The 1,150-nt window shown below is 55.8% G+C and carries 1 protein-coding gene; it reads left to right on the forward strand.

Going from position 1 to position 1,150, the window contains the following annotated elements; genetic code table 11:
* Positions 1 to 230 precede the first annotated feature (230 nt).
* On the forward strand, positions 231 to 1,150 hold a 920-nt coding region (locus AOA60_RS07525), incomplete at its 3' end, for a hypothetical protein (RefSeq protein ID WP_143522395.1).

Consider the following 1,150-nt stretch of genomic DNA (forward strand, 5'->3'; position numbering starts at 1 on the left):
GGCGCCCCCTGCTGTTGCTGCAACCCACCCTTGTCATCCAGGTAGAAAATCGCCGGGGTGGCGGAATTGGAGGGGCTGTGAGTTAACCGTTGATCGGGAAAGTCGTGAGTCTTCGTCAGAACTGTCAATTCTGACAGTAGGCGCGAACTCGTTAAATAGAGCTCACTACAGGGGAAACCCTCGGCCTCGGACTGGCTGAGGGTGCTGACCCTGAATACGGAGTTCTTATCATGGCTAAAGCAAAAGCAACGCCTCGATCGACCACGCCAAATGCTCAGGAAGTAGATGCCCCGGTAGTGTCCAGTGAAGTGGATAGCATCGTTGTTCCCTCTCTGATGCCGGGTTCGTACTTGACGGTCGACGCTCGTATGGACAGTTCGCCTATCACCGTCAAGTTCAGTGCAAAAGAGGTACCGGAACTGGTATTAGAGGACATTGTGGATTCAAGCGGTGAAGCTGGGGCCAGGCACATCGATATTCCACTGGATTATCTGACAAAGCTGATGGGGTTTACGGCCCTTATTTCCTATACGGGAAGGGCGCAGGGGCAAGCAGCAGCTTCGTTGGTGAAAGAAGTAGGCATATCGTTTTACCCAGCAGACGAAAGTGACGACCTTGCGCCCCACTTGCTTCACGAAAAAATTGTTCATAACACGCCAACGTATGACATGCGTGATCACACAGGCGACGAGACGGTACTTGTGCCGGTCCCACCTCTTGCCAAAGCAGGGGATAAGCTCTACTGCACGGTCGCTACCGAGCAAGATGCGGCTCGACACGTGTTCTACACGGTGGTGTATGACTATGTATTGACTGCTGCGGATGCCGTGGCGGGGAATGTGCTGCGTTTCTCGATTTCCCGGGGGTGGTTGGCGCGCCGCAAGCCGTGGCGATCACTCACGCTGCAATGTGCGTGGATTACCAGCGGTTTACCGGCCGAACCCCCCGCTGAGGTTCCCCCGCACCTGGAGACGCGCCTGCCGAGAAACGCGCTCGAAATCCAACGTCGTCGTACAGCAGCTTTAATTGTTGATCCTGGGCTGGACCTGAAGCCCCCGCACCTGCGGCAGTCGGTGGAATACAACGGCGAGTGGTGTCTGAACCCAGAATTGACCAAGCAAGGCGGCAATGTAGACACCCCAGCGCTGGA

This window comes from Pseudomonas sp. 2822-17 (assembly GCF_002742485.1).
Lineage (GTDB): Bacteria > Pseudomonadota > Gammaproteobacteria > Pseudomonadales > Pseudomonadaceae > Aquipseudomonas > Aquipseudomonas cyclaminis.